The sequence below is a fragment of the Bacillota bacterium genome, assembly GCA_023511485.1.
Taxonomy (GTDB): Bacteria; Actinomycetota; Aquicultoria; order Aquicultorales; family Aquicultoraceae; genus CADDYS01.
In genome coordinates, this window is the sequence record JAIMBH010000006.1 from 41138 (window position 1) to 54445 (window position 13308).

The 13308-nt window shown below is 45.6% G+C and carries 11 protein-coding genes and 1 tRNA gene; 10 read left to right on the top strand and 2 right to left on the bottom strand.

The genetic code is table 11. The features are described from left to right. Positions 1-63: 63 nt before the first annotated feature. The 5 genes from trpB (at position 64) to K6T91_03165 (ending at position 7357) form a co-directional block, all read left to right on the top strand. On the top strand, positions 64-1257 hold the full coding sequence (gene trpB / locus K6T91_03145) for a tryptophan synthase subunit beta (GenBank protein ID MCL6471790.1): 1194 nt from the start codon (positions 64-66) through the stop codon (positions 1255-1257). Then, positions 1254-2060, top strand: a complete 807-nt coding sequence (gene trpA, locus K6T91_03150) for a tryptophan synthase subunit alpha (protein MCL6471791.1) — start codon at positions 1254-1256, stop codon at positions 2058-2060. The genes trpB and trpA overlap by 4 nt, the downstream gene beginning before the upstream one ends. Before the next feature lie 149 nt (positions 2061-2209). Beyond that, positions 2210-3082, top strand: a complete 873-nt coding sequence (gene accD, locus K6T91_03155; protein MCL6471792.1) for an acetyl-CoA carboxylase, carboxyltransferase subunit beta — start codon at positions 2210-2212, stop codon at positions 3080-3082. Next, positions 3079-4083, top strand: coding sequence for an acetyl-CoA carboxylase carboxyltransferase subunit alpha (locus K6T91_03160; protein MCL6471793.1), 1005 nt, complete (start codon positions 3079-3081; stop codon positions 4081-4083). The genes accD and K6T91_03160 overlap by 4 nt, the downstream gene beginning before the upstream one ends. Before the next feature lie 346 nt (positions 4084-4429). Next, complete coding sequence (locus tag K6T91_03165) at positions 4430-7357, top strand: SpoIIE family protein phosphatase (GenBank protein MCL6471794.1); 2928 nt, start codon at positions 4430-4432, stop codon at positions 7355-7357. A 185-nt stretch (positions 7358-7542) separates the two neighbouring features. Here K6T91_03165 and K6T91_03170 read toward each other — a convergent pair. Then, positions 7543-7626 (bottom strand) — tRNA-Leu (locus tag K6T91_03170). Positions 7627-7765: 139 nt separating this feature from the next. Between K6T91_03170 and K6T91_03175 the strand changes: the two genes are divergently transcribed. Beyond that, complete coding sequence (locus tag K6T91_03175; protein ID MCL6471795.1) at positions 7766-8287, top strand: hypothetical protein; 522 nt, start codon at positions 7766-7768, stop codon at positions 8285-8287. A 222-nt stretch (positions 8288-8509) separates the two neighbouring features. Next, on the top strand, positions 8510-9265 hold the full coding sequence (locus tag K6T91_03180; GenBank protein MCL6471796.1) for an ion transporter: 756 nt from the start codon (positions 8510-8512) through the stop codon (positions 9263-9265). A gap of 87 nt (positions 9266-9352) precedes the next feature. Here the strand turns inward: K6T91_03180 and K6T91_03185 are convergent, their stop codons facing one another. Further along, positions 9353-10471: a hypothetical protein gene (locus K6T91_03185; protein ID MCL6471797.1), complete on the bottom strand. Its 1119-nt coding sequence runs from the start codon at positions 10469-10471 to the stop codon at positions 9353-9355. Between the two features lie 218 nt (positions 10472-10689). Between K6T91_03185 and K6T91_03190 the strand changes: the two genes are divergently transcribed. The 3 genes from K6T91_03190 to lepB are packed head-to-tail and all read left to right on the top strand — an operon-like array spanning position 10690 to position 13291. Then, positions 10690-12120 (top strand): PAS domain-containing sensor histidine kinase, encoded by a 1431-nt coding sequence (locus tag K6T91_03190; protein MCL6471798.1) that lies wholly within the window; start codon positions 10690-10692, stop codon positions 12118-12120. A gap of 18 nt (positions 12121-12138) precedes the next feature. After that, positions 12139-12717 (top strand): response regulator, encoded by a 579-nt coding sequence (locus K6T91_03195; protein MCL6471799.1) that lies wholly within the window; start codon positions 12139-12141, stop codon positions 12715-12717. A 46-nt stretch (positions 12718-12763) separates the two neighbouring features. After that, a complete protein-coding gene (gene lepB, locus K6T91_03200; GenBank protein ID MCL6471800.1) occupies positions 12764-13291 on the top strand; it encodes a signal peptidase I in 528 nt (175 codons plus the stop codon). The last annotated feature ends 17 nt before the right edge of the window (positions 13292-13308 follow it).

The following is a 13308-nucleotide window of genomic DNA, read 5'->3' on the forward strand; positions in this document are numbered from 1 at the left end:
TGCGAGTTATCAGCCAGGAACCCAAAGCTAAGTAATATAGAGCTAAATTTAAGGAGTAAAGCGATGCAACGCGTGTTACCGGATGAGCGAGGCCATTTCGGTGAGTTTGGCGGCAGATACGTGCCGGAGACCTTAATGACCGCACTTGAAGAGCTGGAGATGGCATATGCCAGGTATAAAGATGATGAGGAATTCAAAGCCGAGCTGGAATTCTACTTTAAAAACTATATCGGCAGACCAACTTTGCTTTATTATGCTGAAAGATTAACGAAGCACTACGCCCGTGCCAAGATCTACCTCAAGCGTGAAGACCTGTGCCACGGCGGCGCACACAAGATGAACAATACAATCGGGCAGGCTCTTCTAGCTAAAAGGATGGGCAAGAAAAGGGTCATTGCCGAAACCGGTGCAGGCCAGCACGGGGTTGCAACTGCGACTGCGGCCGCTCTATTTGAAATGGAGTGTCAGGTCTACATGGGCGAAGAAGATACAAGACGCCAATCTCTAAATGTCTTCAGGATGAATCTTCTCGGCGCTGAAGTAATACCGGTAACAAGCGGTACTAAAACATTAAAGGATGCCATGAATGAGGCCATCCGTGATTGGGTTACCAATGTTGAGACGACCTATTATATAATCGGCTCAGTTGCTGGGCCCCATCCATATCCGATGATGGTAAGAGATTTTCAAAGCATCATAGGGGTTGAGACAAAATACCAGATGCAGGAGGCGGAGGGACGCAATCCTGATGTGATAATCGCTTGTGTAGGCGGCGGCAGTAACGCCATGGGTATCTTCTATCCATTTATAGGTACTGGCGTAAGACTAATAGGTGTTGAGCCGGCGGGGCTTGGTATTGAAACAGGCCAGCACGGAGCGCCGCTAACAAAGGGCTACAAAGGCGTTCTTCACGGTTCGCTCAGCTATCTTTTACAGGACGAGTTCGGGCAGATATTGCCGGCTCATTCAATATCCGCAGGTTTGGATTATCCGGGTGTTGGCCCCGAGCATAGTTACCTCAGAGATAACGGCCTTGCAGAATACGATTCTGTAACTGATGACGAGGCACTGGCAGCATTTAAGCTTCTCTGCCGGACTGAGGGCATACTGCCTGCGCTTGAGAGCTCGCATGCCGTTGCTTACCTAGAGAAAATCATGCCGGAGCTTTCAAAAGACGACATCGTAGTTGTGAATGTATCGGGTCGCGGTGACAAAGATGTCCAGGTTGCCGCAAACGCTCTGGGGGTAAAGCTATGATTACGACAAAGTTAAATCGCATAGATGAACTGTTTATCCGACTCAAGAAAGACAATAAGACTGCTTTGATGCCTTACCTGATGGCTGGTTTCCCAGATATTGAAACATCCCTAAATTTGCTGATAGCTGTTGCGGAGGCCGGTGCAGATTTAGTGGAGTTTGGTATCCCGTATTCCGATCCGTTGGCCGATGGACCGACCATCCAGGCGGCCGCTGAAAGAGCCCTAAGAAACAATATCAACACGGATATTGTCTTTGATCTGGTTAAGAGGGCCAGAGAAAAGACCGATATACCTGTCGTTATAATGACCTACTATAATACAATATACCGATATGGGCTTGAGCGTTTTGCTAATAACGCGGCCGGTGCCGGTGTAGACGGCGTTATAGTACCTGATTTACCCCCAGAAGAGGCCGCTCCATGGAGGGAGGCTGCTATAAAGTACAGTCTGGCTACAGTTATGCTTGCAGCTCCTACCAGCACAGATGAAAGGCTCAAAAAGGTAACCGAAGCTTCCGAGGGGTTTGTGTATTGCGTATCCCTGACCGGTGTTACTGGTGCCAGGGCTAATCTACCCTCAAATTTGACCGATTTTATTAATAGGGTGAAAAGAGTTACCGATAAGCCTCTAGCCGTCGGCTTTGGAATTTCTCGTCCCGAGCAGGCCAAACAAATATCACAGGTTGCAGATGGTGTTATTATCGGTAGCGCTTTAGTAAATCTTATTGCAGATACTGGAGCTCGCTGCATAGAAGCGGCGAAGAAGTACATCTTTGAAATAAAAGCGTCAATGGACAGTTAAGCTGCAAAGCGATATACTATATAAGCTATCAGCCATTAGCCATCAGCTATCAGCTTGAATTTTAAAGGCTGACAGCTGATGGCTGAAAGTTTTATTTTGCAGTTGTTTCAGCATCAAAGTTAGAGCCAAACGTTGTTTTATGGAGCAATATGCCGATAGGTGAATGGTTTAGCAAGCAAAAGAAGAAACCGTCCGAGGACCCCATGGTGGTGAAAAGGGCGGTACCTGATGGTGTTTGGGAAAAATGCAAGGGCTGCAACGAGCCCATTTATATTAAAGAGCTAGAAAGAAACTACAAGGTCTGCCCAAAATGCGGATATCACTTTCCTATCTCTGCTTTTGAGCGGATTACTTATCTTACCGATCCCGGTAGCTTTAATGAGCTATGGTCCGATTTAAGCTCGGGAGACCCGCTGGCGTTTGTTGCGGGCAGAGCTTATACGGATCTGCTTTCTGCCGCAAAGGCAAGAACTGGATTAAACGATGCTGTGATTTGCGGTACCGGCAAGATAAATTTACACGACGTGGCGGTTGCCGCAATGGATTTTAGTTTTATTGGCGGCAGTATGGGCTCAGTTGTTGGTGAGAAAATAGCTCGGTTAACCGAACTAGCAACCGGTGAACAATTGCCACTTATTATAATAAGCAGCTCAGGCGGGGCAAGGATGCAAGAAGGGATGGTATCCCTTATGCAAATGGCAAAAACAAGCGCAGCGGTGGCGCGCCACCATAAGCGCGGACTTCCATATATATCGGTTCAGGCGCACCCAACAAGCGGCGGCGTGACCGCGAGCTTCGCTACTCTGGCTGACGTCATTATCGCCGAACCGAATGCTTTTATTGGTTTTACTGGACCACGGGTTATTGAGCAGACGATAAAACAAAAGCTTCCAAAGGGTTTCCAGACAGCCGAGTTTAACCTTGAGCACGGCATGGTTGATATGGTTGTCGGCAGGCTGGAAATGAAACATACAATATCTAAGCTACTAGATTATCTTGCGGTTAAAGGTGTAGCAAGATGAAGCGTTTTGCATTTGACTTTGAGAGACCGTTAATAGAGCTTGAGACCAAACTTGATGAACTCAAGCGGCTACAGCCCGCCGAAAAAGCGGATATTGCAGCCGAGATCAGATACCTGGAAGAACAGATCCAGAAGCTGCGCATACGAACGTACTCGAACCTTACTCCCTGGCAAAAGGTACAAATTGCCAGGCATCCTGATAGGCCCCGAACGAGCGATTATATAGAAGCGATATTTACCGATTTCATAGAGCTTCATGGCGATAGGACGTACAGGGACGACCCTGCGATAATCGGAGGTCTGGCACGCCTTGCAGGCGAGAAGGTGATGGTTATCGGCCACCAGAAGGGTCGCAATACTAAAGAGAACATTGCGCGAAATTTCGGAATGCCTCATCCTGAGGGTTACCGCAAAGCAAGGCGGCTAATGAAGATGGCAAATAAATTTGGCTTGCCATTGATTACTTTTGTTGACACCCAGGGTGCGTATCCCGGTATCGGGGCGGAAGAAAGAGGCCAGGCTGTGGCAATAGCCGAGAATTTGATGGAGCTTAGTGTACTTGAAGTGCCAGTTATTGTGACGGTCATCGGCGAAGGTGGCAGCGGTGGTGCTCTTGCTATTGGGTTTGGTGACCGGATAATAATGCTTGAGAATGCCTACTATTCGGTTATAACCCCTGAAGGTTGTGCAAGTATTCTTTGGGATGGCGGAGGAGGGGCGGATAAAGCTGCCGAAGCGCTGGGTCTTACCGCCGAAAGGTTGCTCGAGCTTAAGATCATTGATGTTGTGGTAAAAGAACCCCTGGGCGGAGCACATCATGCTCCCGCACTTGTTGCACGCGATGTTAAAAAAGAGCTTGAAAAAGCACTAGCAGATCTAAAAAATGTTGATCCAAAGCAACTCGTTGAAAAAAGATATGCAAGATTGCGAAACATCGGAGTGTACACCCAAACAGATCCCAAAGCTATCAACTTAAACACCGGTGAAATGGTCAACCACTAAAACTCAACCACTAAAACAATCCTGAATTTCAAATTGTAAATGGGCTTACTCTCACCCTTTAGGGGTAAATCAATAATTTTCGGATTACGGTATGGTGCTTATAGCGCTTAGCTGTTATAATTAATTTGTGATTTCGTGAATCACAAATACACGATTGTGAAGCTAAAAGGCAAGACGAAAAAAATTAGAAACCCTAGGAAGGGCTTCTGCAGCGTGGCAATCGCCTTGCCTGACAAAAAAGCCTCCCCATAGTTTGGAGAGGCTTCTATACTTTTAAATATATTATTCTGGCCGACCAACGCAGTTACTAGGCAAAACAGGCCTTGAAATGGCCTAAGAAAGGCCAATGAGCATGCTCCCGGCTGCTTTTGACTTAAATACCGGCGACAATGATAATCAATATATGAGCATATTGGGCGTATTTAGGTCTCGGAAAGGTATCAGGAAAAAGCTTCTCTTAAGTTATCTTGTGATAACCATACCTTTAATCTTCGCGATCGTCTTTGCGAACTATAGTTATTACAATGATAAGCGCCAGGCCATCATGACTGCAAGAGTTGCTTTTGCCCGCAATATCGCAAGCAACTTTGATCACTTTATAAAAGAGGTTTCGACTACCGAAAAGGCCGTGGGTATTGCGATTACGGAAAATAATTATACGAGCACCGATGCAAGCGGGTATCTAGCAAGAATAGCAAGTAGATACCCGGTATTTAGCATGGACTATGTAGGGCTTGATGGCCAAATCTATGCATCATCCGACCCCGCTCTTATAGGACATAAAGAGACGCATAACAGGTTTGATATCAACTCATTAAGCAGTGGCAGAGAATGGGCTGTAACCCCGATTCATCTCCATGAAAACGGGGGGATTGGTTTCGACGTTGTTACTGGAATATGGCATAACGGGAAGCTAGCCGCTGTTATGGTTGCCTCAATCGATTCTACGAGACTGAATGAAATAATTACCGTTGAAGTTCCCGGCGGTGGGTATAACATTACAGACAGCAACGGAATGCTTGTTTATCAGAACCAGTATCCCAACAAACCTATGTCTGAGCGTGACTGGAGCAACTATAACTTTGTTAAAGTGGCACAATCGGGCAAGGAATATACCTCAGACGGATTGATATTTCCGGTAGATGATTCATACCGGATGGGTGCGCAGGTTCCGATACGAAGCATAGGCTGGAGTGCGGGTTCCTTCGTGCCGGTTGAGGAAATCCTGGCACCGATTAGGGATGATGTTCTAAGAAGTGCCGTAGCAACAAGTTTAGTTGCTCTGTTGGCAGTGACCCTTGGTTTTTGGATTAGCGGAAGAATGGTAAAGCCAATGGTTAAGCTTGCAAGTAAAGCACATGCGATCGCCAGGGGCAATTTTGATGAGGAAATTGGGCCAATTATAACCGGCGACGAGATTGAAGACCTTGCAGAGAGCTTTGACGCGATGCGGGTTAACTTAAAAGAATACGTGGAAGAACTAAGCGGTTTGGTTAAGGTTGGCGAGCGGATAAACTTAGCACTTAACATCCCATTTGTTGAAAATGCAATTGTCAACGCACTTAAAACCTATTTTAAAGCGGAGGCAGTCTGGGTCGCGCTCTATGAGGAAAGCACAAAGAGTATAGTTATTGATCACTTCTGGAGCGAGAAGAACGTCAATTTTGCAGGTACAAGGTTAATGGCTGGGCAGGGAGAGATCGGTAAGGTGCTCATGACGGGCAAACCGTCTATAGTAAGAGATCAGGCTGCGACCGATTTTATTCCAAAAGATGATGCAGTTGATATCGGCATAAATACGGCGATAACACTTCCTCTTATATCGGGTAGCGGAGCTTTGGGTGCGATAGGGCTTTATACTCCGTTGCTTAGCCAGGACAAAATTACCGAAAAAGAAATGGGTCTACTTATGGCTTTGGCAAATCAGGCGGCTGTAGCGATAGAGAATGCACGCCTGTATGAGGAGACGCGCCAATCCGAACTTAAACTCAAGGCCTCAAATGAGGATTTGAGAATCTTAAATAAAATCGCTCTGGATATATCATCCGGCTTGGACCTTACCGAGCTTCTTGAAAAGACCGTTAAGAATGTGGTAGAGCTGGTTGGTGCGGACTTAGGGTCAATCGGGCTCTGTGATGATGAAGAGGGCGGGAAGGTTAAGTGCAGGTATAAGATTATTGCAAACCAGCCTGTTGCAAGCGCGAAGTTACCGGAAGATCTAGGTTTGGCTGAATCTGCGGTTAGATTTAAGAAGTCGGTGTTTACCAACGACTACAGGCATGACCCCAGGGCATCTGCAGATGCGATTGCACTGGGAATAAATGCGGTTGCTGTATCGCCTCTTTTAATCGGGAATCGCATTCTCGGAACAATTCAAGTTGCGATGATGGGAAGTAAGATATTTACCGAGGCCGACATATCGCTGCTTGAGGCTGTCGCTAGCCAGGCATCCGTTGCAATTGAAAACGCAAACCTATACAGCAGAGAGCGAGATGTTGCAGAAACTCTGCAAAATGCTCTTCTAGCTGTGCCGGATAACCTCATGGGTATCAATATTGGCCTGCTTTACCGCGCAGCGACCAATAAATCCAAAGTCGGCGGAGATTTCTATGATTTCATAGAGTTTATGGATGGCAAAATCGGCATCGTGCTAGGTGATGTGTCGGGTAAAGGCTTGGAGGCTGCAACAGCCACTGCCCTAGCCAAGATGACTATAAAAGCTTTTGCATATGAGTGCGATTCTCCTGCGGAGGTCCTGGCGCGTGCCAACAGGGTTATAAGCTCTCAGCTTGCGCCGGGTCATTTTATTACTATAGCTTACATTGTTATCGACCCAAGGACAGGGAAATTGCGTTATGCGATCGCAGGGCATCCGTCGCCAATCATTATAAATTATGAGACACTGGCAGTACGGCAGCTCAGTATTGGTTCAACCCCTCTCGGCGTATTGATCGGCGCCGATTATGACGACTTTACCGATTTGTTGTCACCCGATGAAGTCATACTTCTTTATACCGATGGGTTACTTGAGGCAAGAAAAGGTGCCGACAATTTCTTTGGCGAGGAAGGAATAATCAACACGTCACTAAGTGTTGCCCGGCCTAATGTACGAGAGATTCCTGGTATGCTGCTTGAAGCTGCCCAAGAATACTCAGGCGGGAAGCTAAACGACGACGTTGCAATAATTGCTGTAAGCTTGGATGGCAAGTTCAAAGCTTCTTCAGAGGAAAGTGAAGCAAAATCCAAGGGCTTTATTAGCGATTGGGTTATCTAGGAAATTTCGATTTACGATTTAAGATCGCCGATTGATAGATTTAATTGCAGTGAATCGCAGCGCAAAGTTTTAGCCAACAGAAAAGTAGCGCAGGACTTTAGCCTGCTTACCTATGCCTATTAAAGGTGAGTTGTTATGCGGGCGATAGGTAATAAAAAAGACCCGATCCTACGGGTCTTTTTTTGTGCCGAAGGCCGGGATCGAACCGGCATGAGGTTGCCCTCACTGGTTTTTGAGACCAGCGCGTCTGCCAATTCCGCCACTTCGGCAGGTGACCTTATCTATTTTAAATTTAAAGAATATTTTTGTCTAGCTGATGAGTTGAGTCTGTGATTATACCACTAAGTTTCTAATCGATAACAAGAGCGCTGCTTTGGGGTGCTACGCAGTCCAACTCACGGTGGTGAAATGCTTACTACACTTATTATTCTGGCAACTATTTTCTCAGGGTGTGCGCCAACAACGACAACTACAACGACGGCAACACAAAGAGAGCGTATAAGGCGAACAACAACTACACAGGCGAGAACTACAACTACGCAAGCAACAACCACAACGACACTGCCTACGACCACGACCCAGGCGCCAACCACTACGACAACTCAACCCGCATCAACTACTACTCAGGCTCCAGCTGCACAACTAACACTTGATATAGTTTCTGTTACATCGCCGGTTTCACGTGGTAATGCTGTAACATTGGTAGCAAAGACGACGCCGGGTGCAACTTGCAGTATTGTGGTCATGTATAAGAGTGGACCCAGCCGTGCTCAGGGGCTTGGAACCAAAGTAGCCGATGCAAATGGTTATGTTTCATGGACGTGGATAGTTGGGACAAGGACAACACTTGGAACTTGGCCAATTACTGTAACCGCATCGATGGGTGGCAAAAGTGTTAGCCGAAGCACGAGCTTTACTGTAGTGGAGTAAAGGAAATAACGGAAAAACGACTCTTAGCGATAAACTGCAGCAACCACTTGAAAGTATCTACAACAGAAATGCTTATAACTGCTGTAACCTATTTGGGTACACAAAAAAACGGCCGCTATCAACCAGGGTAAATCTGTATTGGGGGTTTGCAGATTTAATCACATAAATAACGATTGTTAAGGATCAAATTTCTATGATGGTTAAGGAGGGATAGAAGCGCATATGTTAAAAGAGCGTGTATATGAGATTATAGAAGTATCACCTCCAGGGGATTTAACCAGCAGGGTTTTTGTCGTTTTTATAATGACTTTGATTATAGCAAGCACAATTGCGGTAATGTTTGAGACGGTTGAGAGCATCTCATCTCGATATAGAAGCTTCTTTGTATTATTTGATGCATTTTCGGTGGCAATTTTTACGATTGAATATATCCTAAGGCTATGGACCATCACCGCTAGTGAAAAATACAGAAGACCTATCTTAGGAAGGCTAAGATATGCTATCACACCGCTGGCTATTGTAGATTTAGTTGCTATTCTGCCGTTCTATATTCCTGCGGTACTGATTGATTTAAGGTTCGTGAGGGTGCTGCGCCTTTTTAGAATCTTTCGTGTGTTTAAATTAGGTAGGTATTCTGAATCGTTGATGACTCTTGGAAGGGTAATGAGGGCTAAAAGTGCAGAGCTTGCAATAATCTTATTTGTAATTGCTGTTTTGCTAGTATTTTCCTCAAGCTTGATTTACTACGCTGAACATGATGCTCAGCCTAAGGCTTTTCCAAATATCCCTGCCTCTATGTGGTGGGGAGTAGTTACTCTTACGACTATCGGCTACGGTGATGTGTATCCTATTACCCCTTTAGGAAAAATCTTTGGAGCCATAGTGGCAATCCTTGGAATCGGCATGTTTGCATTGCCAGCGGGTATTCTTGCCTCTGGGTTTTCTGAGGAGATTCGGAGGAAGCAGGAAAACATATAGATGTAAAACATACAGATGTAAATTAGCAGGTGGGGAGGTGCTGAGGGCAGGAAAAGTCGTTGAATTAGTCAATCCTACCATTTCTGCCTATGCGCTTTTCAATTTAAGCTTGCTTGCGAAGTCAATGAGCAGCCAGGGTTGGTAGATTTCACTGTAGGAGTTGTAGTTTGGGTTGGAGATATATTTATGCAAAGTTGCGTTTATGCCGGGTAGCCCGTTGTTTGAGTTGCGGATGGTCGACTGCAGGAATAACGGCACAGAATGGCGAGATTTCTCAACCTGGTCTGCGGCATAGGCGATGAATAGAAATGCTGCACCGTAGTTATTGTTTGAATAGGAGAAGCTGTTTGCCAGCTTAACGTTAGGGTTGTTTTTAAAATCGTTTACATAAAGTTTTGGATAACCGCCATTTAGGTACTCGGCGTAGACCGCCATGCCCTCATCAAGCCAGGCGATATCTGCACCGCCGCCGACATAATAAAGCAAATGCTCAAACTCATGAGCAAGCGTGTTATATGCCTCAGAGGGCTCGTTTTTGACAACCTTTGAGTTGAGGTAAAGCATTGTTGTTTGATTCTGGCTGGCAATATCGTTTGGGTCGAAGTAGCCATCCATCTCTCCTAAATTGGTGATAAGTATACTTATGTGTGAAGCCCGTTTTGCAGCTGTTTCACTTGCAAAGTAGCTGATGTTCTTGGAATAAATACGCTCGTCAAAGTGATCCAGGAGGGCAGTTACTGATTTGTTTGGGATTGGAGTTACCTGGTCTATCCATATATCGGTATGTTTTCCCACAGCGACTAAACTTGCTTTTAGTGTTCTAATTTTGCTCCTTGTGTTGAATTTATATATGCTGAATGAGCGTACTTGTCCAACACGGGCGGTATTTGGGATTGTCTGGGCCGTGGCAGAAAGATTTGCAGCTGGCTTTGAGATTGCTGCTGTGCTTGATTTGCCATTGCTGGTTGCGGCAATGGCGTTGCTTTTTTCGGCGGATTTTGTGTTTATAGTCAGTATAGTTGTGTTTCTTGCGGCAAGTTTTATCTGGTTGTGGTCTGCAGCGTTTCTGCTGCCTGCCTGGTGTAAGGCCGGCCATGCACAGCCAACTACCACTTTATCTATCGCATATATTGAAACGACTAGTGCTACGATAAGCAGTAAGTCAATGAGCTTAGAATACCGCTTATAGCTGCTTGATGATGCCATAAACACTCGTATGTACACCTACCGAACTATAGGTTGTCATGAACCAGTATACTGGTTTACTCAGCTCAGAGCAATGACATGCGTAAGCTGTATTGCAGGCCATATAGTAAGAAGGAGAGAGTCAAATCAATGCATCTGCATGAAAGACATGATAAAATCAAATCAACGATAGGGCTGTTCTTGGATGCAAGTTCCCAGCTCTATGTGGGGGAAATAGTTTGCAAACAGCAGATCCATACCGCAAGGTGGCTAATTTAGGTGGTCAGGAAATAGAAAAGATCGAAGCGGTAGGCAGAAATATCCAGCTTATCGCTGACTTAAGCTATTCGGATATTATCATATATTGTCCGGTAGGCAACGGCCAGATGGCTGTCGTAGCTGCAGCTAAACCCAACACTTCAATATCGTTGAGGCCCGATATTGCAGTTGGCCAGATCATTAAAAAACCACCGAAAGCAGTGCTTGAAGCTTTTTCTGATGGCAAACGAGTTGAGGCAGATGGCAAAGATCCAAATGGTACTCCCATCCGGATTTACGCAATCCCTATAAAGTCTGGCGAACAAGTCATAGCTGTTATGACCAGCGAGCGCCGCTCACCTGACGAATGGCGACCGAGTGAAATGGAAAAAATGTATATGGCCTCAGCAGATGACCTAATCCACATGATAGAAGAAGGAGTTGACGTTGGAATCAACTTCTCGCCTTCAAAAGAAGCAGGCGACGGCCTACTCCGTGTGGATTTTAACGGCAATATTACCTATGCGAGCCCAAATGCCGTCACGATTTATCGGCGGCTTGGCGTTCAGGATTCGCTGGTAGGTAGCTCGATATATAAACTTGGGCTTGATGAGACACCGATATCGAGCGCTCTAGAGGATCGCAAGGCAATCAGGCGCGAGGTAGTTGAAAAGGGTGTTACATTAATCAAGCGAGCAATTCCTTTAATTGAAAAAGACAGAGTAAAAGGGGTTGTTGCAATTGTGCGGGATATTACCGATGTGCGTGCTCGAGAGCAGCAACTCAAGATAAAAGAGGCTACTATCAGAGAGATACACCATCGTGTTAAGAATAATCTTCAAACGATTGCAAGTCTTTTAAGGCTGCAATCGCGCAGGATGACATCGCCGGAGGCTCGCCAAGCTCTTTTAGAAAGTGTCGGGCGCATCTCAAGCATAGCCGTTGTGCATGAGGTTTTATCGCAAAGCAGGAGCGGCACTTTAGATTTTAAAGAGATTGCTGACAACATTAACGCCATGATTCAAAGCAGTCTGGTTCATCCTGAGAAAAAGATAAGTATTATTACCAAAGGGATGGGTGGACAAATACCGGCTCCTGTTGCTACTGCCCTTGCCCTTGTTTTAACCGAGTTAGTTCAAAACGCTGTTGAGCATGGGTATGAAAAAAGAAAGGCCGGAAAGATTGTTATTGACCTTATGCGGCGCGGTAAATCGCTTACCATGACTGTTAGCGATGATGGGAACGGGCTACCAAAGGGTTTCAATATATCTAAAAACAGCAACCTAGGATTGCAAATAGTGCATACACTTGTTTCCGATGAACTTGGTGGTAGCTGGGATATGCAAAGCAACGGTGGGACAAAAGTTATAGTGAAGGTACCGGTACCGGATGAGCAAAGTCAGATTCTTTAATCAAGTGAAGGGGTATATATGTCGAGGCTCAGGGTATTAATTGCTGAAGATGAAGCGATAATTCGTCTCGATTTAAAAGAGATTCTCGAGGAACTTGGGCATATAGTAGTTGGCGAGGCTTGGGATGGGGAGACGGCGCTAGAGCTGGCCGAAACATTGAAGCCCGACCTGGCAATTTTGGATATCAAGATGCCGGGGATGAACGGAATTGAGGTTGCACGATTGATAACCGCCGCAGGGATTTGTCCTGTTGTGATGCTTACGGCATATAGTCAGAAGTCTCTTATTGATGAGGCGATTAAGGCTGGAGCAATGGCTTATCTAGTTAAACCTTTTAACAAATCAGATTTGCTGCCCGCTATCGAAGTTGCGCGCAGCCGGTTTTTGGAGATGCAGGAGCTTGAAAAGCAAGTTAGAAACCTGGAAGACAGGCTTGAAACACGTAAATTGGTTGAGCGCGCAAAAGGCACGCTTATGAAAAAGCTCGACCTTGATGAAGCGAGTGCATTCAGGCAATTGCAGAAGTGGAGTATGGATAAGCAGCTATCACTAAAGCAAGTTGCAGAGTCGATATTGAAGGCAGAAGAACAAATATAGGGTTCAGGACCCTGGCTTCTGACCCCTAGTAAGGAAGGTACTCTAGTTGAAGAAAAGTTTTTGGAGTTCTGTAGCAGAGTTTTTAGTCTTGCTTCTTGTTGCATATGTTTTAGCATTGGGAATCCGAATGTTTGTAGCAGAAAGAAGAGATGTACCGACAGGTTCCATGGAGCCTACAATTCATGCAGGTGATTCACTTTTTACCGTAAAAGCCCTATATTACTTTAAAAATCCTGAACGTGGCGATATCGTTGTTTTTAATGTTCCAAAGAGTGTCGATCCGAAAGCAACGTTTCCCTGGGTTAAAAGAGTAATCGGATTACCTGGAGATACCGTTGAAATTCGTGATGGTAAGGTTTATGTGAACGGTAAAGTGTATAATGTTCCCGGAGCCAGTAAACCGAAGTACTCGTATGGTCCGGTAAGGGTCGAAGATAATATGCTCTTTGTGTTGGGAGATAACCGCAACCATAGCTTTGACGGTCACTACTGGGGTCAGCTCCCAAGAGAAAATGTTATTGCTAAGGCTGTTTTTGTCTTCTGGCCACCAAAAGACGCAAAATTGTTAAAGTAAGAGCAATGGAGTAACTC

Excerpts from the sequence above, each read along its gene's own strand:
- K6T91_03180 (MCL6471796.1), top strand. The coding sequence starts at position 8,510 with ATGTTAAAAGAGCGTGTATATGAGATTATAGAAGTATCACCTCCAGGG.
- K6T91_03165 (MCL6471794.1), top strand. The coding sequence starts at position 4,430 with ATGAGCATGCTCCCGGCTGCTTTTGACTTAAATACCGGCGACAATGAT.
- K6T91_03195 (MCL6471799.1), top strand. The coding sequence starts at position 12,139 with ATGTCGAGGCTCAGGGTATTAATTGCTGAAGATGAAGCGATAATTCGT.
- trpB (MCL6471790.1), top strand. The coding sequence starts at position 64 with ATGCAACGCGTGTTACCGGATGAGCGAGGCCATTTCGGTGAGTTTGGC.
- K6T91_03160 (MCL6471793.1), top strand. The coding sequence starts at position 3,079 with ATGAAGCGTTTTGCATTTGACTTTGAGAGACCGTTAATAGAGCTTGAG.
- K6T91_03185 (MCL6471797.1), bottom strand. The coding sequence starts at position 10,471 with ATGGCATCATCAAGCAGCTATAAGCGGTATTCTAAGCTCATTGACTTA.
- trpA (MCL6471791.1), top strand. The coding sequence starts at position 1,254 with ATGATTACGACAAAGTTAAATCGCATAGATGAACTGTTTATCCGACTC.
- K6T91_03175 (MCL6471795.1), top strand. The coding sequence starts at position 7,766 with ATGCTTACTACACTTATTATTCTGGCAACTATTTTCTCAGGGTGTGCG.
- accD (MCL6471792.1), top strand. The coding sequence starts at position 2,210 with ATGCCGATAGGTGAATGGTTTAGCAAGCAAAAGAAGAAACCGTCCGAG.